At 73.0% G+C, this 22485-nt stretch carries 23 protein-coding genes; 14 read left to right on the top strand and 9 right to left on the bottom strand.

Going from position 1 to position 22485, the window contains the following annotated elements; all coding sequences use genetic code 11:
- The first annotated feature begins 207 nt into the window (after positions 1–207).
- From ACIQIB_RS00760 to ACIQIB_RS00735, 6 genes are all read left to right on the top strand, one after another.
- Complete coding sequence (locus ACIQIB_RS00760) at positions 208–1269, top strand: BMP family ABC transporter substrate-binding protein (protein WP_363605615.1); 1062 nt, start codon at positions 208–210, stop codon at positions 1267–1269.
- 344 nt (positions 1270–1613) lie between these two features.
- Positions 1614–3137 (top strand): ABC transporter ATP-binding protein, encoded by a 1524-nt coding sequence (locus tag ACIQIB_RS00755; protein ID WP_400653312.1) that lies wholly within the window; start codon positions 1614–1616, stop codon positions 3135–3137.
- Between the two features lie 5 nt (positions 3138–3142).
- Positions 3143–4303, top strand: coding sequence for an ABC transporter permease (locus ACIQIB_RS00750; protein WP_400653154.1), 1161 nt, complete (start codon positions 3143–3145; stop codon positions 4301–4303).
- Positions 4300–5565 carry an ABC transporter permease gene (locus ACIQIB_RS00745; RefSeq protein ID WP_363605618.1) on the top strand — a complete coding sequence of 422 codons (1266 nt, stop codon included), beginning with the start codon at positions 4300–4302 and terminating at the stop codon, positions 5563–5565. The genes ACIQIB_RS00750 and ACIQIB_RS00745 overlap by 4 nt, the downstream gene beginning before the upstream one ends.
- Complete coding sequence (locus tag ACIQIB_RS00740) at positions 5562–5954, top strand: cytidine deaminase (RefSeq protein WP_363605619.1); 393 nt, start codon at positions 5562–5564, stop codon at positions 5952–5954. Before ACIQIB_RS00745 ends, ACIQIB_RS00740 begins: the two co-directional genes overlap by 4 nt.
- A gap of 117 nt (positions 5955–6071) precedes the next feature.
- On the top strand, positions 6072–7349 hold the full coding sequence (locus ACIQIB_RS00735) for a thymidine phosphorylase (protein ID WP_363605620.1): 1278 nt from the start codon (positions 6072–6074) through the stop codon (positions 7347–7349).
- Between the two features lie 71 nt (positions 7350–7420).
- Here the strand turns inward: ACIQIB_RS00735 and ACIQIB_RS00730 are convergent, their stop codons facing one another.
- From ACIQIB_RS00730 to ACIQIB_RS00720, 3 genes are all read right to left on the bottom strand, one after another.
- Positions 7421–8098 (bottom strand): alpha/beta fold hydrolase, encoded by a 678-nt coding sequence (locus ACIQIB_RS00730; RefSeq protein WP_400756125.1) that lies wholly within the window; start codon positions 8096–8098, stop codon positions 7421–7423.
- 103 nt (positions 8099–8201) lie between these two features.
- Positions 8202–8576: an AbrB/MazE/SpoVT family DNA-binding domain-containing protein gene (locus ACIQIB_RS00725; protein WP_363605622.1), complete on the bottom strand. Its 375-nt coding sequence runs from the start codon at positions 8574–8576 to the stop codon at positions 8202–8204.
- Positions 8577–8585: 9 nt separating this feature from the next.
- Positions 8586–9890, bottom strand: a complete 1305-nt coding sequence (locus tag ACIQIB_RS00720) for an MFS transporter (protein WP_400756123.1) — start codon at positions 9888–9890, stop codon at positions 8586–8588.
- 58 nt (positions 9891–9948) lie between these two features.
- Between ACIQIB_RS00720 and ACIQIB_RS00715 the strand changes: the two genes are divergently transcribed.
- The 3 genes from ACIQIB_RS00715 to ACIQIB_RS00705 all read left to right on the top strand — a co-directional run bounded on the left by ACIQIB_RS00715 (position 9949) and on the right by ACIQIB_RS00705 (position 12800).
- Positions 9949–10968, top strand: a complete 1020-nt coding sequence (locus tag ACIQIB_RS00715) for a LysR family transcriptional regulator (RefSeq protein ID WP_400653161.1) — start codon at positions 9949–9951, stop codon at positions 10966–10968.
- A 119-nt stretch (positions 10969–11087) separates the two neighbouring features.
- Entirely contained in the window at positions 11088–12236 is a 1149-nt protein-coding gene (locus ACIQIB_RS00710) for an adenosine deaminase (protein ID WP_363605624.1), read from the top strand.
- A 204-nt stretch (positions 12237–12440) separates the two neighbouring features.
- The gene (locus ACIQIB_RS00705; protein ID WP_363605625.1) at positions 12441–12800 is read left to right on the top strand and encodes an ATP-binding protein; all 360 of its coding nucleotides are present in this window, start codon (positions 12441–12443) and stop codon (positions 12798–12800) included.
- A gap of 101 nt (positions 12801–12901) precedes the next feature.
- On the opposite strand, the gene ACIQIB_RS00700 is transcribed toward ACIQIB_RS00705, so the two are convergent.
- From ACIQIB_RS00700 to ACIQIB_RS00690, 3 genes are all read right to left on the bottom strand, one after another.
- Complete coding sequence (locus ACIQIB_RS00700; protein WP_363605627.1) at positions 12902–13084, bottom strand: PspC domain-containing protein; 183 nt, start codon at positions 13082–13084, stop codon at positions 12902–12904.
- Between the two features lie 283 nt (positions 13085–13367).
- Positions 13368–13946, bottom strand: a complete 579-nt coding sequence (locus tag ACIQIB_RS00695) for a PASTA domain-containing protein (protein WP_400756122.1) — start codon at positions 13944–13946, stop codon at positions 13368–13370.
- A complete protein-coding gene (locus ACIQIB_RS00690; protein ID WP_400653314.1) occupies positions 13946–14434 on the bottom strand; it encodes a SigE family RNA polymerase sigma factor in 489 nt (162 codons plus the stop codon). The genes ACIQIB_RS00695 and ACIQIB_RS00690 overlap by 1 nt, the downstream gene beginning before the upstream one ends.
- A 405-nt stretch (positions 14435–14839) precedes the next feature.
- Here ACIQIB_RS00690 and ACIQIB_RS00685 point away from each other — a divergent pair, with 405 nt between their 5' ends.
- The 5 genes from ACIQIB_RS00685 to ACIQIB_RS00665 all read left to right on the top strand — a co-directional run bounded on the left by ACIQIB_RS00685 (position 14840) and on the right by ACIQIB_RS00665 (position 19851).
- A complete protein-coding gene (locus ACIQIB_RS00685) occupies positions 14840–15262 on the top strand; it encodes a GntR family transcriptional regulator (protein WP_363605631.1) in 423 nt (140 codons plus the stop codon).
- The gene (locus tag ACIQIB_RS00680; protein ID WP_400756120.1) at positions 15259–16227 is read left to right on the top strand and encodes an ABC transporter ATP-binding protein; all 969 of its coding nucleotides are present in this window, start codon (positions 15259–15261) and stop codon (positions 16225–16227) included. Before ACIQIB_RS00685 ends, ACIQIB_RS00680 begins: the two co-directional genes overlap by 4 nt.
- Positions 16224–17333: a hypothetical protein gene (locus ACIQIB_RS00675; protein WP_400756119.1), complete on the top strand. Its 1110-nt coding sequence runs from the start codon at positions 16224–16226 to the stop codon at positions 17331–17333. The genes ACIQIB_RS00680 and ACIQIB_RS00675 overlap by 4 nt, the downstream gene beginning before the upstream one ends.
- Positions 17334–17618: 285 nt before the next feature.
- Entirely contained in the window at positions 17619–19070 is a 1452-nt protein-coding gene (locus tag ACIQIB_RS00670) for a hypothetical protein (protein ID WP_400756118.1), read from the top strand.
- A 121-nt stretch (positions 19071–19191) separates the two neighbouring features.
- Entirely contained in the window at positions 19192–19851 is a 660-nt protein-coding gene (locus ACIQIB_RS00665; RefSeq protein ID WP_400756116.1) for a PhzF family phenazine biosynthesis protein, read from the top strand.
- Between the two features lie 34 nt (positions 19852–19885).
- Here the strand turns inward: ACIQIB_RS00665 and ACIQIB_RS00660 are convergent, their stop codons facing one another.
- From ACIQIB_RS00660 to ACIQIB_RS00650, 3 genes are all read right to left on the bottom strand, one after another.
- Positions 19886–20440 carry a VanZ family protein gene (locus ACIQIB_RS00660; RefSeq protein WP_400756115.1) on the bottom strand — a complete coding sequence of 185 codons (555 nt, stop codon included), beginning with the start codon at positions 20438–20440 and terminating at the stop codon, positions 19886–19888.
- Between the two features lie 139 nt (positions 20441–20579).
- Complete coding sequence (locus ACIQIB_RS00655; RefSeq protein WP_363605638.1) at positions 20580–20936, bottom strand: hypothetical protein; 357 nt, start codon at positions 20934–20936, stop codon at positions 20580–20582.
- On the bottom strand, positions 20933–22444 hold the full coding sequence (locus tag ACIQIB_RS00650; protein WP_400756113.1) for an ATP-binding protein: 1512 nt from the start codon (positions 22442–22444) through the stop codon (positions 20933–20935). The genes ACIQIB_RS00655 and ACIQIB_RS00650 overlap by 4 nt, the downstream gene beginning before the upstream one ends.
- Positions 22445–22485: the final 41 nt, after the last annotated feature.

Here is a 22485-nt window from a genome sequence, read left to right as displayed (position 1 = left end):
CTGGCCCTTTCCCCCGGTTACGTAGACTGGGCGTCGCCGGTTCCGGACCACCGTTCGCGGACGGGAGCGGGGCGTCGGGACGACCGTGAGACCACGGTTTGGTAACAACCCGGGTGCTCCGCCACCCCGTAATACAACCGTGTTCTACGCGCGTTACGGTGGCGTCCGACCACGCTCATCGGGTGCGTGTGAGAAGGAGATACTCCCTTGCGCCGTTCAACTAAGCTCGCCGCGGTTGTGCTCTCGGGTTCCCTGGGCATTGCCTCGCTCGCCGCTTGCGGCGCAAAGAGCACCGACAACACCTCCTCGGGGGGCTCCTCCGACAACTCGCTCAAGGTCGGCATGGCCTACGACATCGGTGGCCGCGGCGACCAGTCGTTCAACGACTCCGCCGCGCGTGGTCTGGACCGTGCCAAGGCCGAGCTGGGTGCCACCGTCACCGAGGCCGACGCCAAGACCGGCGAGGCCGAGGCCGACAAGGAGACCCGTCTCAAGAACCTGATCGACGGCGGCTACAAGACGATCATCGCGGTCGGCTTCGTGTACCAGCCGGCGGTCAACAAGATCGCCAAGGAGAACCCGGACGTCAAGTTCGCGATCATCGACTCGCACGCCGACGACCAGCCCTCCAACGTCACCTCGCTGCTCTTCGCCGAGCAGGAGGGCTCGTACCTGGCCGGCGTCGCCGCCGCCAACAAGTCGAAGGCCAAGCACGTCGGCTTCATCGGCGGTGTGCAGACCGAGCTGATCAAGAAGTTCGAGGCCGGCTTCAAGGCGGGCGTGAAGTCCGTCGACCCGCAGATGCCGGTCGAGGTCACCTACCTGACCACGCCCCCGGACTTCTCCGGCTTCAACTCGCCCGACAAGGGCAAGGAGGCCGCGCAGGGCCAGCTCGACAAGGGCGCGGACGTCATCTACACCGCCGCCGGCTCCTCCGGCAACGGCGCCATCGAGGCCGTCTCCAACAAGCCCGGCGCGCTGGCCATCGGTGTCGACTCCGACCAGGCCAACCAGCCGGCCCTGGCGAAGTACAAGAACAGCATCCTCACCTCGATGGTGAAGAACGTCGACAACGCCGTCTTCGCCTACGTCGAGTCGATCAAGAAGGGCACTCCCTTCACCGGCATCAAGAACTTCGACCTGAAGTCCGAGGGTGTCTCGCTCGCCACCACCGGCAACAAGATCGACGACATCAAGGCCAAGCTCGACGAGGCCGCCACGGCCATCAAGAGCGGCGCCACCACCGTCCCGACCGCGCCCGCCCAGTAAGGGCCGCCGCGTAGCGGACGTCGCTGCCGCTGCCACCTGCCTGGCAGCGCAATGATTGACACAGCATCAGGGAGGGGCCCGGCAGGGTGCGCTCAACGCGTACCCCCGGGCCCCGTCCCGTACCCCACCGTCTTTTCTTGGCCCTCCAGCGCAACGACGCGCCTCCAGACCACCAGGAGATCGCCATCACCGCATCCGACCCCGCCCTCAGCAAGGGCGGTACCCCCAGCGCGGGGACGGCGACACCGGCCGTCGAACTGCGCGGTATCACCAAGCGCTTCCCCGGCGTCGTGGCCAACCACGACATCAACCTCACCGTCCGCACCGGCACCGTGCACGCCCTCATGGGCGAGAACGGCGCCGGCAAGTCGACGCTGATGAAGATCCTCTACGGCATGCAGAAGCCGGACGAGGGCACCATCGCGATCAACGGCGAGCAGTGCGAGTTCAACACCCCGGGCGACGCCATCGCGCGCGGCATCGGCATGGTGCACCAGCACTTCATGCTCGCCGACAACCTCACCGTCTGGGAGAACGTCGTTCTCGGCGGCGAGAAGCTCCACGGCATCGGCGCCAGGGCGAAGGCGAAGATCAAGGAGATCTCCGACCAGTACGGCCTGGGCGTGCGCCCGGAGGCGCTGGTCGAGGACCTCGGCGTGGCCGACCGCCAGCGGGTCGAGATCCTCAAGGTGCTCTACCGCGGCGCCAAGATCCTGATCCTCGACGAGCCCACCGCCGTCCTCGTCCCGCAGGAGGTCGACGCGCTCTTCGACAACCTGCGCGAGCTCAAGGCCGAGGGCGTCACCGTCATCTTCATCTCGCACAAGCTGCACGAGGTGCTGTCGGTGGCCGACGCGATCAGCGTGATCCGGCGCGGCACCACCGTCGGCGACGCCGACCCGCGGAACGTCAGCGCCCGTCAGCTCGCCGAGATGATGGTCGGCGCCGAGCTGCCCTCCCCGGAGAGCCGCGAGTCCACCGTCACCACGACCGAGATGCTGGACGTCCGCGGCCTGCGGATCGCCAAGACCGACGCCGAGGGCATCGAGCGCGTCGTGCTCGACGACATCTCGCTGCGCATCCACAAGGGCGAGATCCTCGGCATCGCCGGGGTCGAGGGCAACGGCCAGGCCGAACTGGTCGAGGCCATCATGGGCATGCTCCCGCTGGACGCCGGGGCCGTCACCCTGGACGGCCAGGACCTCTCCGGCTCGCTCACCCGGGCCCGCCGCGAGGCCGGCATCGGCTACATCCCCGAGGACCGCCACCGGCACGGCCTGCTGCTGGAGGCCCCGCTCTGGGAGAACCGGATCCTCGGCCACGTCACGGAGCCCCCCAACTCCAAGGGCCTGCTGCTGGACCCGGCCGCGGCCCGCAAGGACACCCAGCGGATCGTCGAGCAGTACGACGTCCGCACCCCCGGCATCGAGGTCACCGCGGCCTCGCTCTCCGGCGGCAACCAGCAGAAGCTGATCATCGGCCGCGAGATGAGCCACCAGCCCAAGCTGCTGATCGCCTCGCACCCCACCCGGGGTGTGGACGTCGGCGCGCAGGCGCAGATCTGGGAGCACATCCGGACGGCCCAGCGGGCCGGCCTCGCGGTGCTGCTGATCTCCGCCGACCTGGACGAGCTGATCGGTCTCTCCGACACCATCCGGGTCATCTACCGCGGCCGTCTGGTCGCCGACGCCGACCCGGCCACCGTCACCGCGGAGGACCTCGGCACCGCGATGACCGGTGCGGCCCGCGGCCACCTCGAGTCCGACGCGGAGGCCGTCGCCGAGGAGCGGGCCATCGCCGCCGAGGGCACCGAGGCCGAGGACGCCGCCCCCACCGACACCGCCGACGACCCGCAGGCGGGGGAGTAACCACCATGACCAGTCCCAACCCCGCGGCCAAGAGCACCCTGGCCCAGCGGTTCAACGGCGAGCGGATCGTGCTCGCCCTCGCGGCGCCGGTGCTCGCCGTCGTCCTCTCCGTGGCGATCTGCTCGGTGCTGCTGGCGACCTCGGGCAAGAACCCGTTCGACGCCTGGAACGTGATGATCACGTACGGCACCAAGTCGGACGGCCAGGTGGCGATCCTCAACCGGTCCACCACCTACTACCTGGCCGCCGCGGCCGCCGCCTTCGGCTTCCGGATGAACCTCTTCAACATCGGCGTCGAGGGCCAGTACAAGGTCGCGGCGCTGTTCGCGGCCTTCGTCGGCAGCCGGCTCGACCTGCCGTCGTTCATCCAGATCCCGCTGCTGCTGATCACCGCGATGCTGGTCGGCGGTCTCTACGCCAGCATCGCCGGCCTGCTGAAGGTCTACCGCGGCGTCAGCGAGGTCATCTCGACCATCATGCTGAACGCCATCGCGATCGCGATCGTCGGTCTGCTGCTCGTCCCCGGAATCTTCGCGCCGGAGAAGGGCACCACCAGCAACTCGATCCAGACCGACCCGCTCTCGCAGTCCAGCCACTTCTTCGCGTTCGACACGGCCGGCGGCCCGCTCTGGGGCTTCATCTTCATCGCCGCCCTGGTCGGCGTGGTCTTCCAGTTCACCCTGACCCGCACCCGCTTCGGCTTCGACCTGCGCGCCACCGGCCGCTCCGAGTCCGCCGCCACCGCGTCCGGGGTGAACGTCAAGCGCATGGTCGTCACCTCGATGGCGGTCTCCGGTGCGATCGCCGGTCTGATCGGGATGCCCGAGCTGCTGCAGAACTCGTACTACTTCGGCCAGAGCTTCCAGCCCGGCCTGGGCTTCCTCGGCATCTCGGTCGCCCTGCTCGGCCGGAACAGCCCGCTCGGCATGGCCTTCGCGGCGCTGCTGTTCGCCTTCCTCGACTCCACCGGCTCGCAGCTGCCGCTGCCGAAGAACGGCAGCTTCCCGTTCGAGATCGTCGATGTCATGAAGGGCACCATCGTCATCTGCGTCGTCGTCGCGTACGAGCTGGTGCGCCGCTACGGACTCAAGCGCCAGCAGCAGAAGGTCGGCGCCGAGCTCGCCGCCCTGGCCGCGGCCAACGTGAAGAAGGAGGTGTCGGCATGAGTACGGCCACCGCCGCCCGTGCGAAGGCGCCGGGCGCTCCCGCAAAGAAGCGCAAGCTGTCCTGGCCGGTGGTGCTGCTGCTGATCGCAGGCGCCCTGGTGCTCTTCTCCGCCGTGGGCCTGGCCACCGGCAACCACTCGCTGACCTCCTCCGGGCAGGTCACCGCCGCGCTGAGCGCGGCCGTGCCGATCGGCATGGCCGGTCTGGGCGGTCTCTGGTCCGAGCGGGCCGGCGTCGTCAACATCGGCCTGGAAGGCATGATGGTCGCCGGCACCTTCTGCGGTGCCTGGGGCGGCTACCTGGTCAACCCGTGGTTCGGCCTGGTGGCCGGCGCGCTCGGCGGCGCGCTCGGCGGTCTGCTGCACGCGGTCGTCACGGTGACCTTCGGCGTCGACCACATCGTCTCCGGTGTCGGTATCAACCTGCTGATCCCCGGCATCTGCGCGTACGTCAACCGGATCTACTACAAGGACTACATCTCCGTCGGCGCCGGTGCGAACCAGTCCCCGCCGGCCGATCCGCTGCCGTACATCACCATCCCCGGCCTCTCCTCCTGGCTGAAGGACATCGAGAGCAACCACTGGTTCCTGGTCTCGGACGCCGCGGGCGTGCTCGGCGGTCTGGTCACCAACATCTCGGTGGTCGTGCTGCTGGCCGGCGCGCTGATCGTGGTCAGCTACTTCGCGCTCTGGCGCACCGTGTTCGGCCTGCGCCTGCGCTCCTGCGGCGAGAACCCGACCGCGGCCGAGTCGCTGGGTGTCAACGTCTACAAGTACAAGTACCTCGCGGTCATCGCCTCCGGCGCCTTCGCCGGCCTCGGCGGTGCGTACCTCTCGCTGGTCGCGGCGCACTTCTACAAGGACGGCCAGACCCTCGGCCGGGGCTTCATCGGCCTCGCGGCGATGATCTTCGGCAACTGGATGCCGGGCGGCCTCGCCATCGGCGCCGGCCTGTTCGGCTTCACCGACAGCCTCCAGCTGCGTGACCCGGAGTCGGTGCACGTGCTGATCCTGACGGTCTCCATCGCGATGGCCCTGCTGGCCCTCTGGCACCTGTACCGCCGCAAGTTCCCGGCCGCGCTGATCACCTTCGTGGTCGCCGGCGGCCTGGCCGCCTGGTACGCCACCACCGACGAGGTGCAGCGCCCGCTGATCGTGGCCACGCCGTACGTGATCACCCTGGTGGTGCTCTCGCTGGCCTCGCAGCGGCTGCGGCCGCCGAAGGCCGACGGCCAGATCTACCGCAAGGGCCAGGGCAAGTGACGGCGCCCGCGGTCGACTGGGAGCTGCTGCGCGAGGCCGCGCGTGAGGCGATGACGCACGCGTACGCCCCGTACAGCCGCTTCCCGGTCGGCGCGGCCGCCCTGGTGGACGACGGGCGGCTGGTCACCGGCTGCAACGTCGAGAACGCCTCGTACGGGCTCGCGCTCTGCGCCGAGTGCGGACTGGTCTCCACCCTGCACGCCACCGGCGGCGGCCGGCTGACCGCGTTCACCTGTGTGGACGGCGCCGGGCGGCTGCTGATGCCGTGCGGGCGCTGCCGCCAGCTGCTGTACGAGCACGGCGGGCCGGAGCTGCTGATCGACCTGCCGTCCGGCGTGAAGCCGATGAGTGAGGTCCTGCCCGACGCGTTCGGGCCGGAGCGGCTCTAGCCCCGCTATTTGTTACGCGCGTAGAGTGTCGCGAGTGGGCCGTGACCGGGCCGGCTCGCGACACTCTTCGCTTTTCCGACACCCCTCTTGGCTTTCGAAACCCCTCTTGGAGCAGCCATGGACGCCATCTCCGTCATCAGGACCAAGCGCGATCGCGGAGAGCTGAGCGACGCTCAGATCGACTGGGTCATCGACGCCTACACCCGCGGCGAGGTCGCCGACGAGCAGATGTCCGCCCTGGCCATGGCGATCCTGCTGAACGGCATGAACCCGCACGAGATCAGCCGCTGGACCGACGCGATGATCCGCTCCGGGGTGCGGATGGACTTCTCCTCGCTGCCGCTGCCCACCAGCGACAAGCACTCCACCGGTGGCGTCGGCGACAAGATCACCCTGCCGCTCGCCCCGCTGGTCGCCGCCTGCGGCGCCGCCGTCCCGCAGCTCTCCGGCCGCGGCCTGGGCCACACCGGCGGCACCCTCGACAAGCTGGAGTCCATCCCCGGCTGGCGCGCCCTGCTCTCCAACGAGGAGATGCTCGACGTGCTGGGCTCGACCGGCGCGGTGATCTGCGCGGCCGGCGACGGCCTGGCCCCCGCCGACAAGAAGCTGTACGCGCTGCGCGACGTGACCGGCACGGTCGAGGCGATCCCGCTGATCGCCTCCTCGATCATGTCGAAGAAGATCGCCGAGGGCACCGGCGCCCTGGTGCTGGACGTCAAGGTCGGCTCCGGCGCCTTCATGAAGAACCTGGCGGACGCCCGGGAGCTGGCCCGCACCATGGTCGGCCTGGGCACCGCGGCCGGGGTCAACACCGTCGCCCTGCTCACCGACATGTCCACCCCGCTCGGCCTCACCGCGGGCAACGCGCTGGAGGTCCGCGAGTCGCTGGAGGTGCTGGCCGGCGGCGGCCCGGCGGACGTCGTCGAGCTGACCCTCGCCCTGGCCCGCGAGATGCTGGCCGCGGCCGGCGTGCACGGCAAGGACCCGGCCGACGCGCTGCGCGACGGCTCCGCGATGGACCACTGGCGCCGCATGATCACCGCCCAGGGCGGCGACGTCGACGCCCCGCTGCCGGTCGCCCGCGAGCAGCACGTCATCCCGGCCCCCGCCTCCGGTGTGCTCACCGCGCTGGACGCCTACGCGGTGGGCGTCTGCGCCTGGCGCCTCGGCGCCGGCCGGGCCCGCAAGGAGGACCCGGTCCAGGCGGGCGCCGGTGTGGAGCTGCACGCCAAGCCCGGCGACACGGTGGTGGCCGGCCGGCCGCTGCTGACCCTGCACACCGACACCCCCGAGCGCTACGACTACGCGATCGAGGCGCTGGCCGGCGGCATCGAGGTCGCCCCGGCGGGGACGGCCTTCACCCCGAACCCGATCGTGCTGGACCGCATCGCCTGACCCGGCCCGCTGCCGCGCCGCGCCCGTACCCCCGTGGTACGGGCGCGGCGCGCGTTCCGGGCGGCCCGGACTCAGCCGGCCGCGGCGAGGACGATCCCCAGGAACTCCTCGGGGGCCTCGCGGACGAGGTCGTGGCCGACCGGCAGGGTGTGCACCGCCCAGGCGGGGTCCTTGCGCAGACGTTCGTACGTCGGCAGGAACGGGGTGTCCTCGAAGCGCTCGGCGTGGATGTACGTCCGGCGGGCCACGCCCTCCCCGGCACCGGTCAGCCGCACCGGCTGGAGCAGTGTCGCCAGCGGGTGCGCGGTGGCCCGCGGGTCCAGTCCGGGGTGCAGGCCGACCATGGTGTACCCGTCGCCGCCGGCCGCGGTGCCGCGCAGGTACCGTTCCTTCCAGACGTCGTCGACGATGCCGTACGCCGACTCGCCGTCGCGCGGTACGAAGGCGTCCGCGTACACCAGCGCGGTGATCCGTTCCGGCGCCCGGTCGGCGACCGCCGAGGCGACCATGCCGCCGTAGCTGTGCGCGACCAGGACCGCGTCGGTGATCCGCTCCGCCTCCAGCAGCCCGAGCACCTCCCCGCTGTGGGTGTCCAGATTGACGCCCCCGCCGTTCAGCGGGCCGCGCTCGGCGACCCCGCTCAGCGTGACCGGGTACACCTCGTGCCCGGCCGCCCGCAGCCCCTCGGTCAGCGGCCGGTACCACCAACCGCCGTGCAGCGCGCCGGGGATGAGAACGAAGGTGGCCATGGCGGGTTCCTCTGGTCGTTCGGGCGGGACGAGAGGAAACTACGGCGGATACCTGACACCTTGCGTCAGGTATCCGCCGGGGTGTGCCCGCCGCGAGCGACTGTCACGGCCGGTTGAAGATGTCGTGGGTGCCGACCCGGCGCTCGATCTCCTCCAGGTCCAGCCCGGCCTCGTCCGCCAGGGACCGGAGGAACTCCTCGCCGTCCTGGAAGACCTCGCCGCGTTCGCCCCGGGCGACGGCCCCGTCGGCCTCCTGCTCCCCGGCCTGCCGGCCGGGGCTCCAGAACCACGCCTGGTCGTCCGGGACGACCGAGGCCGGGGTCAGAACGATCCGGCCGCCCTCCACCGTGACGACCAACTGGTCACTCTTTTGGAGATCGAGTTGCTCCCTTGTCTCCTGCGGGATGGTGACGACCCCCCTCTTCCGGACGGGAGTGGACACCAGGTGGGGGCGACGGCGGCGCTTGAGACCGGCCATACCGAATGTCTACCGGGCGGAAAGTCTTCCCGGCAGCCCGTCGGGCGCGCGGCGGGCGGTGTGCGCCTGGCGGGTGGCGTAGAGGGTGACGGCGGCGGCGAGGGCCATCGCGGTGAGACCGACGGTGGCGGCGCCGGGCCAGCCGGTGGAGTGGTAGGCGTCGGCGCCGATCGTGCCGCCGACGCTGTTGCCCAGGTAGTAGGCGATCAGGTAGAGCGCGGAGGCCTGGGCGCGGCCCTCGGTGGCGGTGCGGCCGACGGCGGAGGAGGCGGTCGCATGGCCCGCGAAGAAGCCGGCGGTGATCAGGACCAGGCCGAGCAGGGCGCAGAGCAGCGAGCCGGCCAGCGAGAGCAGCAGCCCGGCGGCGGTCACGCCGATCGACACGTACAGCGCACCGCGCCGGCCGAGCCGGCCGGAGAGCCGGCCGGCGGCGGCCGAGGTGCCGGTGCCGACCAGGTAGACCACGAAGATCGACGCGGCCACCGACTCCGGCAGCTGGAACGGCGCGGAGATCAGCCGGTAGCCGACGGTGTTGTAGACCGCGCCGAAGACGGCCATGAACAGCAGCCCGAGCGCGTACAGCCGCACCAGCAGCGGGTTGCGCAGGTGCCGTCCGACGGTGCGGGCCAGCGCGCGGGCGTCCACCGGGGCCGGGGTGAAGTGCCGGGCGGCGGGGATCAGCAGCCGGAAGGCCAGTGCGGCCAGCAGCGCGAGGGCGGCGGAGGCGGCCAGGCCCCAGCGCCAGCCGAAGCCGGCGGCCGTCCAGCCGGAGAGCAGCCGGCCGCCCATGCCGCCGATGCTGTTGCCGGCCACGTACAGACCCATCGCGGAGGCCAGCACGCTGGGGTGGACCTCCTCCGCGAGGTACGCCATCGCGGTGGCCGGCAGCCCGGCGAGCGCGGCGCCCTGGAGGACCCGCAGCGCGACCAGGGTGGTGAGGTCCGGCGCGAACGGCAGGGCCAGCGCCAGTGCGGAGGCGGCGAGGGTGGAGGCCGTCATCACGGCGGTGCGCCCGTACCGGTCGGACAGCGCGCTGGCCGGCAGCAGGGCGAGGGCGAGGCCGAGGGTGGCGGCGGAGGCCGTCCAGCTCGCCTGGCCGGGCGTGATGTCGAGGTCGGCCGAGAGGACCGGCAGCAGGCCCTGGGTGGAGTAGAGCAGGACGAAGGTCGCGACCCCGGCGGCGAACAGGGCGAGGTTGGCGCGGCGGAAGGCGCGCTGGCCGGGGCGGTGGCGGTCGTCGGCCGCGGTGGCGGGGGACGGCGTGGTGAGGGCATCCGGCGTGGCCACGGATGCCCCGGTATCGGAGGGCTGCATACCGTCGAACCTAGGCCTGTGCCGTTGATGCGTCCAATGCATGAACCGCCGATAATCAATGCGTTCAGGTATGAGCCGAGGTGGCGGCGGTCGGAGTGGAGGAAGAGTGACGGACAGCACGGACCGTACGGAGGGCGGCGAGCCGCCGCACCGGCTCGCCGAGCTGGGGCCGGAGCTGCCGGCCGTCCAACTGGCGCCCCGGCTGGCCCAGTTCGCGGCGGTGGCCCGGTTGGAGCACGTCACGCAGGCGGCCGCGCTGCTGGGGATGCCGCAGCCGACGCTGTCGCGGGCGGTGGCCCGGCTGGAGGAGGAGCTGGGCGTCGACCTGCTGGCCCGTCAGGGCCGCACCGTCCGGCTGACCAGGGCCGGGCGGTTGCTGCTGGCCTCGGTGGAGCGGGCGCTGGCGGAGGTCGAGCGCGGCGCCGAGGCGGCCCGCGCCGAGGCGGACCCGGCGGCAGGGCGGGTGGCGTTCGGCTTTCTGCACACCATGGGGACGGACGCGGTGCCGGCGCTGCTGCGCGGGTTCCGGGCGGCCCACCCGCAGGTGCGGTTCCAGCTGGTGCAGGACTACGTCGGCGCGATGCTGGAGCGGCTGCGGGCCGGGGAGCTGGACCTCTGTCTGGTCGCGCCGCTGCCGGACGACCCGGCGCTGGTCACCCGCCCGCTGGACGAGCAGCGGCTGCACCTGGTCGTCCCGGCCGACCACCGGCTGGCCGGGCGGCGCCGGATCCGGCTGGCCGAGGTGGCCGAGGAGCCGTTCGTCGGGCTGGAGCGCGGGTACGGACTGCGCGCGATCACGGACGGGTTCTGCGCGGAGGCCGGGTTCGTGCCGCGGATCGCGTTCGAGGGGGAGGAGGCGGAGACGCTCCGCGGGCTGGTCGCGGCCGGGCTCGGGGTGGCGCTGCTGCCGCCCGCGCTGGTGCCCCGGCCCGGGGTGGTGGAGCTGGAGGTGACGGCGCCGCGCACCCGGCGGGCGATCGGTCTGGCCTGGGCGGCGGGCCGGCCGCTCACCCCGCCGGTGGCGGCGTTCCGGGACTTCGTGCTGTCGCGGCGGGGGAGGCTGTTGCAGCACGACTGAACCGGGGGTGTCCACGACGTGCCGGGGCTCGCCCCTTCGGTGGAATTCCCGGTGCGCATTGGCCGATTCGGACGTGTGGGCGGTAGTCGGTCTACGCGCGTAGGGGCTACACTCCCGCAATGGAGAAGCAGATCCCTGTCACCACCGCGGGCACTGGCCCCCGGATCCCCACCCCCGACCAGATCGCCCGCGCCCCGAAGGTGCTCCTGCACGACCACCTCGACGGCGGGCTGCGCCCGGAGACCATCGTCGAGCTGGCCGCCGCCTGCGGCTACGACGGGCTCCCGACCACCGACCCGGCCGAACTCGGCGTCTGGTTCCGCGAGGCCGCCGACTCCGGTTCGCTGGTCCGCTACCTGGAGACCTTCGCGCACACCTGCGCCGTGATGCAGACCCGCGAGGCGCTGATCAAGGTGGCCGCCGACTGCGCCGAGGACCTCGCCGCGGACGGCGTCGTCTACGCCGAGGTCCGCTACGCCCCCGAGCAGCACCTGGAGGCCGGCCTGACCCTGGACGAGGTCGTCCAGGCCGTCAACGAGGGCTTCCGGCTCGGCGAGGCCAGCGCCCGCGCGGCCGGCCACCGCATCCGGGTCGGCACCCTGCTGACCGCGATGCGCCACGCCGCCCGCTCCACCGAGATCGCCGAGCTGGCCAACCGCTACCGCGACCAGGGTGTGGTCGGCTTCGACATCGCCGGTGCCGAGGCCGGCCACCCGCCGACCCGCCACCAGGCCGCCTTCGACTACCTCAAGGGCGAGAACAACCACTTCACCATCCACGCGGGCGAGGCCTTCGGCCTGCCGTCGATCTGGGAGGCCCTGCAGTGCTGCGGCGCCGACCGGCTCGGCCACGGCGTGCGGATCGTCGACGACATCACCGTGCACGAGGACGGCCGCGTCGAGCTCGGCCGGCTGGCCGCGTACGTGCGCGACAAGCGGATCCCGCTGGAGATGTGCCCGACCTCCAACCTCCAGACGGCGGCGGCGGCTTCGTACGCCGAGCACCCGATCGGGCTGCTCAGCCGGCTGAAGTTCCGGGTCACCGTCAATACCGACAACCGGCTGATGAGCGGCACCAGCATGAGCCGTGAGTTCGGGCACCTGGTGGAGGCGTTCGGCTACACGCTGGGCGACCTGGAGTGGTTCACGGTGAACGCGATGAAGTCGGCGTTCCTGCCGTTCGACGAGCGGCTGGCGATGATCAGCGACGTGATCAAGCCGGGCTACGCCGAGCTCAAGGCGGAGTGGCTGTTCAGCGTCGGCGCCTGAGCGCCGCCGACGGGTGGCCGGATGAACGCCGCACTGCGGCAAGGGTGTTGGCGTTCATCTGACTATCCACTCCGGCGGGTTAACTCCCTTTGGTCCTGGTCCGGTCCAGTCACTACGGTGTGCCAGTCACTGCTGACAGGTTGTGGCGGCGGTGAGCCGCTGTGCCCGGACGTCGGCCACCGACGAGGACCCAAGGACGAACTCATGAAGCAGGCTCTCAAGGCCGCCGGCACCGCCGTGCTCGGTATCGCCATCGCTGCGGTCGGCGCCGGCAGCGCGTCCGCCGACTCCGTCGCCGCCGGTGGCCTCGGGCTCCCCACCGGGGCGGTGACCAACCCCGCGGTGACCGGCGCCGTCGTCGACACCGCCGCCAAGCTGCCGGGCGCCGACAAGGTCGCCGGCACCCTCGGGACCCTCGCCCCGACCGCCGGCCAGGCCCTGCCGGCCGCCGCCCCGCTCTCCGGCGTCACCGACCGCGCCGCCGTGCCCAGCATCCCGGGCCTCGACAAGACCCCGCTCGGCGGGCTGGCCCAGACCCTCCCGCTGCCGGGCCTGACCGGCTGACCCAGCGCCGGCACCACGACGGGCCGTCCGCCCCGGAGACCCCGGGTGCGGGCGGCCCGTCGGCTGCTCGCGGCGTGCCCCTGCGGTGCGGGGCTCGTGACTCACGGCTCCTGGGGGAGGAGCACCCAGAGCGCCAGGTAGATCAGGAACTGCGGCCCGGGCAGCAGGCAGGAGGCCAGGAAGATCAGTCGGACGGTCCACGGCGTCAGGCCGAAGCGCTCGGCGATCCCGGCGCAGACGCCGGCGATGACGCGGTTGTGGCGGGGGCGGGCGAGGCGGCTCATGGCGTGCTCCGTGGTGTCGCGCCCGGTGCCGGCCTCTCCGGTGGGCGTATCTCCATGCTCCGTCGCGCCGGTCGCCGAAGCCTCACCCCGCAAGCCGATCCGGGCGCGGGGCGTCTCGTCGAGGAGGCGTAGCGGCGTCTCGGGGTTCCCCTCGGGGTCGCCCCGGAGGGCGGGCGTGACCGGACCGAGGCCGGCCCGCCCCGGGCGGTTCGGGAGCGGGCCGGCCTCGGTCGGGAACGGTCGGGAGCGGGAAGTCCGCCGGGACGACGTCCCGCTCCCGGGATCAGGGCCTGCCCTTGGAGACGAAGACGGTGACGGTGGCGTCCGGGGGGAGGAGGGCGCCGGCGGCGGGCTGGGTGTTGATGACGCTGCCGGCGGGGACCTTCCAGTCGGTGAAGAGGTGGGTCTCGACCCGGAGTCCGGCCGCGGCGAGGGCCTGCTCGGCGGAGGCCTGGGAGCGACCCACGACGTCGGGGACGGTGATCCGGGCCGCGTCGGGCGAAGGGGTGGGCCCTGGCGAGGGCTCTCCGTAGCCGGGGGAGGAGACGGGCGAGGGGGTGCCGGAGCCGAGGGAGGGGGACGGGGTGCCCGAACCGACCGGTGGCGAGATGGGGGCGGCCGGGGTGAGCGGCGTCCGGGGCCCGGACGGCGGGCTCTGGAGAAGGAACGCGCCGGTGGCGACGACGGCGATGGCCGCCGCCGAGGCCGCGGTGGCGAGGAGGCCGCGTCGGCGGCGGGTGCGGCGGAGGATGGCGGGGGCGTCGAAGGCGGGGGCGGGCGCGGAGTCGGCGTAGCTGTTCATGGCCTGGCGGAGGGCCCTTCCGAGATGGGGGTCGAGGGTGGGGTCGTGGTCGGTCGTCATCACGCACCTTCGTGGGCGGGGAGGGCGGCGGTGCGGAGTCTGGCCAGCCCGCGGGCGAGTTGGGAGCGGACGGTGCCGGGCGAGATGTTCAGGACGTCGGCGATCTGACGGTCGTCCAGGTCGTGCAGATAGGAGAGGACGACGACGCTGCGCATGCCGATCGGGAGGGCGTGCAGGGCCCGGACGAGTTCGTCGCGCAGTTCGACCGTGCGGTAGGCGTCGCCCGGGGCGGGGAGGTCCTCGGGGACCGCCTCGGTGCGGACGCCCGCCCGGCTCAGCCTGCGCCAGCGGTCGTTGGCGAGGTTGACGACGATCCGACGGACGTACGCCTCCGGGGAGTCGGCGACCGCGACGCGCTTCCAGTGCCGGCAGGCCTTCTCCAGGGCCTCCTGGAGCAGGTCCTCGGCGAGCTCGCGGTTGCCGGTCAGGAGGTAGGCCGTCCGGAACAGGGCGCCGGAGCGCTGCTGCACGAACGCGGCGAAGTCGATCGGCGGGGTGCCGCGAGCGCCGGAGCGCCGGCCGAGCCTCACCTTCGGCCGCCCGCCGGGTTGCTGCTGCTCATGTGCTGGTCCGTCTCCTCGGTGTGGGTGTCTGCCTTCCTGACGGCGGCCGGGGCCGGTTCGCTGCACGGGCCATGCGGAAGTGGCGGGGGTCACACCGAGGGAGTCGCGTGCTGCGCGGTCGGGGCCGGCACGACGGGCGGCAGGGCGGTGCCGGCCTGCCTCGCCAGGCGGCAGCCGGACCCAGGCGCCCGCCCGGCCGGTTGCCGATCATCAGACCACCATTCCACTAGATAACTAGTGGAATGGTGGTTATCATCAATCCTGCCTGCCAGGAGGCGGCTTGATGGGCAGTCACAGCCGGGGGTGGGATTCGGCTGGACAACTAGTGAAATGGTGGATGCCATCGTTGAATACCTCATCGACCGGCGCAGCGGGCTCTCGCCGTACCTGCAGATCATCGAGCAGACCAAGCGGGCGCTGAGGCTCGGCGTGCTGCGCCCGGGCGACCAACTGCCCACCGCCCGAGAGGTGGTGGCGGCCACGGCGATCAACCCCAACACGGTGCTCAAGGCCTACCGGGAGCTCGAACGCGAGGGTCTGGTCGACAGCCGTCGGGGCGTGGGGACGTTCGTCCGGCGGACGCTTGCGAAACCGCAGGCCGCCGAGGACTCCGCCCTCCACGCCGAGCTGGCCGGATGGATTGCACGTGCCCGTGCGGCCGGTCTGGAACGCGAAGACGTCACCGCGCTGGTCGACACCGCCCTGGACCGGGCCTACCCCACCACTGTCGAGGCCTCCGAGGAGCCCGGGTGAACCACCCCGAACCTGTCCCGCACCACCGACCGGCCGGGCAGTCGCCCGCGCTGGAGACCGTCGGGCTCGGGCTCAAGTACCGCAGATCCTGGGCCCTGCGCGGCTGCGAGTTCCGGCTCCCGGCCGGCCGGATCTCCGCCCTGGTCGGCCCGAACGGCGCGGGCAAGAGCACGCTGATGGCGGTCGCCGCAGGTCTGCTGGCGCCGACGGAGGGCTCCGTCGCGGTCTTCGGCGGCGGCCCGCGCGAGCCCGGGACCATCCGGCGCACCGCGTACCTCCGGCAGGACAAGCCCCTCTACCCGAGGCTGACCGTCGCCGAGACGCTGCGGGCGGGCCGGGAGCTCAACCCGGGCTGGAGCCAGGAGACCGCGGAGCGGATCGTGCGTCACGGGGGCCTCCCACCGGACGCCAGGGTGGGCACCCTCACCGCCGGCCAGCGGACCAGGGTCGCCCTCGCGCTCGTCCTGGGCAAGCGGCCGGACCTGCTGATGCTCGACGAACCGCTCGCCGACGTCGATCCCGTGGCCCGCCAGGAGCTCACCGGCATCCTGATGGCCGAGGCGGCCGAGCACGGCACCACCATCCTGATCTCCTCCCACGTCCTCGCCGAACTGAACGGGGTGTGCGATCACGTCACCGTGCTCCAGGGCGGGCGGATCAGGGTCACCGGCGACGTCGAGGACCTGCTGGACAGCCACCGTCTCGCCGTCGGCGTCGACGAGGGCGACGGTCTGCCGGCCGACCTGGCCCGGCACGACATCGTGGAACTGCGCCGGACCGGGCGGCAGGCGACCGCGCTGCTGAAGCCCGCCGGCCCCGTGGACCCCCGGTGGGACGTCAGCCGGCCGGGCCTGGAGGACATCCTGATCGGCTATCTGCGTACCCCGGCGCCCGGCGCCCCGGCCGCATCCGTGCCCGGGCCCGTCGCCGGCCCGGCCGCAGTACGCGAGGTGAGTGCGCGATGAGTACGACCGACCTGGCATCCCCGCCGCCGTCCCTGTCCCCGCCGCCGCCGGCCGCCGGGCGGAGGATCCTGCGCGGCACCGTCTGGCTGAGCGTCCGCCAGGAGCGCACCCCGCTCCTCGTGTGCGGCGTCGTGCTGCTGGCGGTCTGCGCCTGGCTGCTCTTCCTCGGTACGCGGATCGGCGACTACGTCGACACCCAGCACATCCAGAACTGCAACGTCGTCCACTTCCCGGCCGAGTGCGAGCAGGTCACCTCCCGGGCCATCGAACTCGACACCCGGTGGCTGACCTGGGTGCTGATCACCGGCTGGTTCCTGGTGGCCCTGCCGCCCGCGCTCGGTCTCTTCGTCGCGGCGCCCCTGCTGGCACGGGAGTTCGAGAGCGGGACGTACGGCCTCGCCTGGACCCAGTCCGTGTCACGGCAGCGGTGGCTGGCGGCTCGCCTGGGTGTCCCGCTGGTCGCGACCCTGGTGGGATCGTGCCTGCTCGCCGTGGTCTCCACCTGGTGGGTCGGCCAGATCCAGGGGCGCTTCGCCGTGCCCGGCTACTACCACTGGTTCACCTGGCTGAGCCGGGCGACCTCGGGCCCCTCCGTGGTCGGGTTCAGCCTGCTCGGAGTCGCGCTGGGAGCCGCGGTCGGCCTGGTCGTGCGGCGGGTGGTCGCCTCGATCGTCGTCACGGCCGCCCTCACCGCCGTCGTGCGGGTGGCGGTGGACGCGTCCCGCTACCTCCTGACGCCGGCGCGCGAGGCGGTGGCCGACATCCGGATGGCCGCGCTGCCGGCCGATCATCAGCTCGTCTTCTCCAGCAGTCATCTGCCGACCAGTACGCCGATCGAATCGGACATCGTGGAGAACGGCCTGCTCACCTCGGACGGTCAGCGGATCCCGCTGCCCGGCGACTGGCTCTCGCGGATGCCGGACGGCACCGGGGTGTGCCCGACCGACGAGTGCTCGGCGCATCAGGACACCATCGTCCAGGCCTACGCCACCTACCACCCGCCGGCCGCCGAATGGGCGATGCACTGGACCCAGACCGGCGTCTGTCTCGCCGTCACCGCCCTGCTGGTCCTCTTCTGCGCGTTCTGGATCCGCCGCGTGCGCTGAACGGTGCCGGGGCCCACGCGCCCCGGTGGCCCGTCCGTTCCGCCGGCCGGCGGAACGGACGGGCCGGGCGGCCGCGTCAGCCGGCCTGGTGCGGCTGCGACTTTTGCGGCCGGCGTGGATCGGCTGCGGGACTAATGCTCTGCAGGTCGTGCAGGTGTTCGGATATGATGCCGCGATCGCTGGGGTTGGGGGGCGAAAGAACGGTACGGGCAAGGCCCGCAGCGGCCCTCATGCCCGTGTACCGCCTTCTGCCGGGCCAGGCCCGCATCCTTCCGTGAGGTTCCAATGCGCACTCAGCACCGCAGAGTCCTCGTCCTCGCCGCCGCGGCCGCCCTGGTCTCCGGTACGGTCCTGGCTTCGGCCCCGGGGGCGTCCGCACTCCCGCTCTCCGTCCAGTCCGGCCAGTCCACTCAGGACACCCAGGACACCCAGGGCCGGAACGGGCCGGTGACGATCGGGCTGGCCGGCGTCCCCGGCAGTGTCACCGCCGGGGCGGCGCCGGTCGAGTTCACCGCCACCCTCACGAACTCCGCCGACCACGAGGTCACCGCCGACACCGGGTTCACCATCGCGGACGGCAACTCGGGGATCAAGGAGACCCAGCTCAGGCTGGAGTACCAGGTGCCCGGCAGCACGCAGTGGAAGAGCGCCCCGTCCCGCGCCGGTGCCGGTGCCGGAGCCTCGTGGGAGCTCGACACGTCCGCCGGCCGGCTGCACCTGCCGGCGGGCGCCTCGCTCACCTACCGGCTGCGCCTCGCCGTCACCGCCGACGCCAACGGCGGCCGGGCGTCGGCCCTCTTCCAGGCCGTGGTCCTGGATCCCACCCTGCCCCCGGAGCAGCGGGTGTTCTACGCCGCCAGCCCCTTCGGCAGCGACTTCACCATCGTTCCGGCCGGCGGTCCGACCACCCCGCCCGCACCCGCGCTGCCGGACCTCGGCGTCGACGGGCTGCCCGCCGCCTTCACCGCCGGTGGCGACGCGAAGCCGTTCAGGCTGACGATCGCCAACCACAGCGGCAGGGACATCCGGTTCTACCCCGAGGTCACCTTCCAGGGGCGGAACACGCTCACCAGCGAGCTGGTCCACCTCGACTTCCAGACGCCCGAGGGCGTCTGGCTGCCCGCCACCGGCTACGCGCAGCAGGAGCCGGGCCAATTGCAGCTGATGCTCCGGGCGGACAGCAAGGAGAGCACCATCATCAACCTGCACGACGGTGAGGCCCGCACGGTCAACGTCCGGCTGTCCTTCACCGCGGCCGCCCCGGTCGGTACCGGATCGGTGCTGTTCACGGGTTCCAGCCTCCCGCTCACCCCGGGCGGGAAGGAGATCCGGGCGGCCGGCCCGGCGGCCGGCTTCGCCGTCGTCGCTCCCGGCGGGGCCGGTACGCCGTCGGGCCCGCCGTCGCCGGAGGCTCCGTCCACCCGGGCCACCGGCCCGGCCGCGAGCGGTCCGGCGGACTCGGCGTCGCCGTCCACCGCCCGGGTCGTCCCGGTCTCGCAGGCCACCGGCCAGGCGCCCGGTCAGGCGTCCGGCCAGGCGTCCGGCCAGGAACCGGTCCGGCCGGCGGCCCCGGGGCCGGCTCCGGTGCCGGCCCCGACCAGCACGCTGGCGTCCACCGGCGGCGGTTCCGACACCGGGCCGATGGCGATCGGTGGCGCCGCCGCGATCGTCCTGGGCCTGGGCACCATTGCCGTCACCCTGCACCGGCGCCGGGGCGCGCGGCCGTCCGGACGCTGACGGTCCCGGCATCGTCGGCCGGAGGTACTGTCGGCGGTGCCGGGGCGGCCCGGCCGGGGTCGCGGCGGTCGCCCGTGCACCGAGGCGACGACGGGCGGCGGGCCCGGACGGGGTGGAGCGGATGACCGGGTACGAGGTCCTGCGGGTGTTCTGCGGACCGGGCGGCGAGCACGGGAACGAACTCGGGGTGGTCCGGGACGGCGGTGCGGTGCCGGACGTGGCCGCCCGGCAGGCGTTCGCCCGTGAACTGGGCTTCAGCGAGACGGTGTTCGTCGACGACCCGGAGCGTGGCGTCATCGACATCTACACGCCCACGCTCCGCCTCCCGTTCGCCGGCCACCCCTGCGTGGGCGCCGCCTGGCTGCTCGGCGTGGACCGGCTGGTCACCCCCGCCGGGGTGGTGGCCGTCCGGCGGGACGGCGGGTTCACCCGGATCGGGGCCCGCGCCGCGTGGGCGCCGCCGCGCACGCTGCGGCAGTACGCCTCGGCGGCCGAGGTGGACGCCCTGGAGGTGCCGCCGCCCGGCGAGTGGATCTACGCCTGGGCCTGGCAGGACGAACCGGCGGGCCGGGTGCGGGCGCGGGCCTTCCCGGGCCGGGGCGACGGCATCGACGAGGACGAGGCGACGGGCGCCGCCGCCCTCCTCCTCACCGCGGGTCTCGACCGGGACCTGGTGATCACCCAGGGCCGGGGCTCGCAGCTGGTCACGGCGGTCCGGCCCGGCGGCCTGGTCGAGGTCGGCGGCCGGGTCCGGCGGCGGGAATTGTCAGACAAGCCTTAAGGGCCCTCGGCGAAGACGCCTCGGCCGCGCCGCCTCAGTCGAGGCGGCGCGCCGACTCCGCGTACACCGGTGCCACGGCCGGCGCCACGACTGCCGTGGGAACCGGGACCGGCAGGGTGACCGCCCGGGCCGCGCGGGGCCGGTGCCGGGCCCGCAGCAGAAGCGAGCGCGCGGCGGGCACCAGGGCCAGGTGGGTGGCGGCGACGCCGACGATCGCGAACAGGATGTGGTCGACGTCGAGGACGTGCCCCGGGGTCCAGGAGGAGAGGAACTCCAGCGCGGTGGCCAGCAGCGCGGAGGCGCCGGTGGTGCGGAGGAAGGACGGGACCCAGCGGGCCCGGACGCGGCCGCCGGCCAGCGGGAGGAGGACGCCCAGCGGGGCCAGCAGGAGCAGTTCGCCGAGCACCTGCCCGGCGGAGGAGAAGCGGAGCGAGGCCAGCGGCGTCAGGTTGGCGTCGTAGACCCAGGCCACCGGCAGGGGTCTCAGCAACAGCCAGCCGACCAGGGTCAGGTGGAGGGTGAGGCCGAGGAGGCCCGCCAGCTGGAGGGGACGGTGGACGGCCGCCGCCGGCCCGGTCTCGGTCCGCACGCCGGAACGCTCGTCGCGTGTCCTGGTGCCATCTCGCTGCACGCGGGGAAGGACGTGACCCGGTGGCACGGCGGTTCCCGGGTCCACCGTGATCCTCTCGGCGCTCCCCCGGGCCGGGGCCGGGGACGCGCCGGGCGGATCACCGGCAGGGTGCGGACGTGGGCGCCGACGGCGTGGGCAGCGCGCTGAACACGTTGTCGGACGGCGGCAGCACCGGCGAGGCCGTCGCGGACGTCGGCGACGGGCTCACGCCCGGCTTCGCCGCGGTGCGCGGCGGTACCACCGTCGGGCCGGCCGGCGAGGGCGTGGCCAGGGCGGTCGGTATGTGCGGCGTGGTCGGGCAGGCGGTACGGCTGGCGGGGGCGCCCGCGTCCACCGGGACGGCGGTCGGGCGGATGCCGCAGCCGGCGGCGAGGGCGGCCAGGAAGAGCACGCCCACGGCGCGGCGGAGGGCCGGCCGGGAGACCGGGGTGGTCAGGAAGGTCAGGGCGGTCACGTGGCACTCTCCTCGGCGGCGGCCGGTGGCGTGGGCGGCTGGGTCAGCGGCAGCGTCAGGGTGAAGACCGCCCCGGCCTCCCCGTTGGCCGCCGTGATCGCCCCCCCGTGGATCTGCGCGTTGGCCATCGCGATCGACAGGCCCAGCCCGCTGCCCTCCGAACGCGCCCGCCCCTTGTCCGCCTTGTAGAAGCGGTCGAAGACGTGCGGCAGCACGTCCTCCGGGATCCCGGGGCCGCTGTCGGACACCTCGACGACCACCGTGCCGTCCGCCTCCCGCACCTTGACCCGCACCGGCGAGCCGCCGTGCTTGAGCGCGTTGCCGATCAGGTTGGCGAAGACGACGTCCAGCCGGCGCGGGTCCACCACGGCCAGGACGCCGCGCGGGGCGTCCAGTTCGACCGCGTCGTACCAGGCCCGGCCGTCGATGCAGGACATGATCAGGTCGGCGATGTCGACCTCGTCGGCGACCAGCTTCGCCGTACCGGCGTCGAAGCGGGTCACCTCCATCAGGTTCTCCACCAGGTCGGAGAGCCGGCGGGTCTCGCTGACCACCAGCCGGACGGCCGGTTCGATCATCGGGTCCAGCGACTCGGCCTCGTCCTCCAGGATGTCCGTCACGGCCGTCATCGCCGTCAGCGGGGTGCGCAGCTCGTGCGACATGTCGGCGACGAACCGCCGGCTCTGCGCCTCGCGCGCGCTCAGCTCCTCGACCTGCTCGTGCAGGGACGCGGCGGTGCGGTTGAAGGTCCGGGCCAGATCGGCCAGTTCGTCCGAGCCCTCGACCTCCAGCCGGGTGTCCAGGTGGCCCTCACCGAGCCGCCGGGCCGCCTCGCCGAGCCGCTTGACCGGCCGCAGCACGGTCGCGGACGCCGCCTGGGCGAGCAGGGCCGAGCCGATCAGGGCGAGCAGGGTGGCGATGGCGAGCGACCAGCCGAGGGTGTTGAGATCGGCCCGTTCGTTCTCCAGCGACTTGAACATGTACGCGGTCGGGCCGGTCGGCACCACCTTGGTGCCGCCGATCAGGAACGGCCGGCCGTCCAGGTTCTGGCGCTGCCAGTAGAGGTGGTAGGCGTACGGGTTGCTGTCGGTGACCTGGCGCAGGCGGCCTACGGTGTCCTGCAGGTTGCCCGGGACCTCGGCGAGCGTGTAGCGCCCGGGGGAGGAGGAGGCGACGCAGCCGGGGCGGGCCGGGTCGGCGACGACCACGTCGTAGCTGAGGCCGGAGCTGGCGACGGTGTTGGCGAGCTGGGTCAGGTCCGCGCAGGTGGCGTTCAGCGGCAGGTCGGAGACGTTGCGGCTGAGCGAGACCCGGAAGTCGTTGAGCGCGGTGTCCTGGGCGCGCTTGAGCACCGCGTCACGGTTCAGCCAGTACGCGATGCCGGAGGCCGAGACGGCGGTGAGCAGCGCGACCGCGGCGAACACCGCGATCAGCCGCACCCGCAGGGAGCGCAGCCGTCGCCACGGGCCCGAGGAGAACCGTCGGGTCGTCGTCTGATGGTCAGTCACGTGAGCCTGTCGTCGTACGGGTGTCAGGAGCGGCGGGGGTC

Origin of the sequence: Kitasatospora sp. NPDC092286, from assembly GCF_044755565.1 — a bacterium.
Classification (GTDB): domain Bacteria; phylum Actinomycetota; class Actinomycetes; order Streptomycetales; family Streptomycetaceae; genus Kitasatospora.
Note: the sequence above shows the minus strand (reverse complement) of the source record. Positions and strands in the feature narration are given on the sequence as shown.

Excerpts from the sequence above, each read along its gene's own strand:
- ACIQIB_RS00755 (WP_400653312.1), top strand. The coding sequence starts at position 1,614 with ATGGGCGAGAACGGCGCCGGCAAGTCGACGCTGATGAAGATCCTCTAC.
- ACIQIB_RS00750 (WP_400653154.1), top strand. The coding sequence starts at position 3,143 with ATGACCAGTCCCAACCCCGCGGCCAAGAGCACCCTGGCCCAGCGGTTC.
- ACIQIB_RS00745 (WP_363605618.1), top strand. The coding sequence starts at position 4,300 with ATGAGTACGGCCACCGCCGCCCGTGCGAAGGCGCCGGGCGCTCCCGCA.
- ACIQIB_RS00735 (WP_363605620.1), top strand. The coding sequence starts at position 6,072 with ATGGACGCCATCTCCGTCATCAGGACCAAGCGCGATCGCGGAGAGCTG.
- ACIQIB_RS00730 (WP_400756125.1), bottom strand. The coding sequence starts at position 8,098 with ATGGCCACCTTCGTTCTCATCCCCGGCGCGCTGCACGGCGGTTGGTGG.
- ACIQIB_RS00725 (WP_363605622.1), bottom strand. The coding sequence starts at position 8,576 with ATGGCCGGTCTCAAGCGCCGCCGTCGCCCCCACCTGGTGTCCACTCCC.
- ACIQIB_RS00720 (WP_400756123.1), bottom strand. The coding sequence starts at position 9,890 with ATGCAGCCCTCCGATACCGGGGCATCCGTGGCCACGCCGGATGCCCTC.
- ACIQIB_RS00715 (WP_400653161.1), top strand. The coding sequence starts at position 9,949 with ATGCGTTCAGGTATGAGCCGAGGTGGCGGCGGTCGGAGTGGAGGAAGA.
- ACIQIB_RS00710 (WP_363605624.1), top strand. The coding sequence starts at position 11,088 with ATGGAGAAGCAGATCCCTGTCACCACCGCGGGCACTGGCCCCCGGATC.
- ACIQIB_RS00705 (WP_363605625.1), top strand. The coding sequence starts at position 12,441 with ATGAAGCAGGCTCTCAAGGCCGCCGGCACCGCCGTGCTCGGTATCGCC.
- ACIQIB_RS00700 (WP_363605627.1), bottom strand. The coding sequence starts at position 13,084 with ATGAGCCGCCTCGCCCGCCCCCGCCACAACCGCGTCATCGCCGGCGTC.
- ACIQIB_RS00695 (WP_400756122.1), bottom strand. The coding sequence starts at position 13,946 with ATGACGACCGACCACGACCCCACCCTCGACCCCCATCTCGGAAGGGCC.
- ACIQIB_RS00685 (WP_363605631.1), top strand. The coding sequence starts at position 14,840 with ATGGTGGATGCCATCGTTGAATACCTCATCGACCGGCGCAGCGGGCTC.
- ACIQIB_RS00675 (WP_400756119.1), top strand. The coding sequence starts at position 16,224 with ATGAGTACGACCGACCTGGCATCCCCGCCGCCGTCCCTGTCCCCGCCG.
- ACIQIB_RS00670 (WP_400756118.1), top strand. The coding sequence starts at position 17,619 with ATGCGCACTCAGCACCGCAGAGTCCTCGTCCTCGCCGCCGCGGCCGCC.
- ACIQIB_RS00665 (WP_400756116.1), top strand. The coding sequence starts at position 19,192 with ATGACCGGGTACGAGGTCCTGCGGGTGTTCTGCGGACCGGGCGGCGAG.